The 820-nt window shown below is 77.3% G+C and carries 1 protein-coding gene; it reads right to left on the bottom strand.

Annotated features, from left to right (window positions below):
• The coding region (locus tag H0487_RS22750; RefSeq protein WP_183096455.1) for a bifunctional ADP-dependent NAD(P)H-hydrate dehydratase/NAD(P)H-hydrate epimerase at window positions 1-820 on the bottom strand (820 nt) is incomplete at both ends.

Genomic DNA, 820 nt, shown 5'->3' with positions numbered 1-820 from the left:
CGCGAGCCAGGGTGTGCCGGTCGTCGTGACCCGGACCGGCCGCCCCGCCGACGCGACGAGGGTGTGCCGCCCCTTGAGCAGCACGGTCGCGTCGAACGTCTCGGCCGCGACCCGGACGTGGTGGAGCGGGCGTGCCTCGACGTCCTCACGGTCCACCCCGAGCATCTCGGCGAGCTCGCCGGCGTGGGGCGTGAGCACCGCCGGGCGGCCCTCGGCGAGGTCGGCGTGCTCGAGCGCGTCGGCGTCGACCACGAGCGGCACGTCGTCGGACAGCGCGCTGCGCAGCGCCTCCAGCGCGCCGGTGTCGCTGCCGGAACCGACGACCCAGGCCTGCACCCGGCCAGCGCCGACGACCTCCGGGTGGGCCGTGCGGACCCGGTCCTGGACCGTCGGGTCGCCGACGAACCGGACCATCCCGGCCAGCCCGCAGCCGGCTCCGGCGACGCTGAGCAGCCCGGCGCCCGGGTACGCAGCGGAGCCCGCACGCACTCCCACGACGCCACGGGAGTACTTGTGGGCGTGCGGGTCGGGTCGCGGGAGCAGCGCCGCGACGTCGGCGGGCTGGAGCGCCTCCAGCGCCGGCGCGGGGAGGTCGAGGCCGATGTCGACGAGGTGGATCGCACCGCTGTGGCGGGAGGCGGGGTCGACGAGGTGGGCGATCTTGTGGGTGCCGAACGTGACGGTGACGTCGGCGGTGACGTGCGGGCCGGCGATCTCGCCGGTGTCGACGTCGACGCCCGACGGCGTGTCGACCGCGACGACCGGGACCCCTGCGACCGCAGCGAGCGCGCGGGCCGCGTCGGCGCGCAGCGGCGGCCGG

The organism is Nocardioides stalactiti, assembly GCF_014180715.1.
In the GTDB taxonomy this organism is placed as follows: domain Bacteria; phylum Actinomycetota; class Actinomycetes; order Propionibacteriales; family Nocardioidaceae; genus Nocardioides; species Nocardioides stalactiti.
Note: the sequence above shows the minus strand (reverse complement) of the source record. Positions and strands in the feature narration are given on the sequence as shown.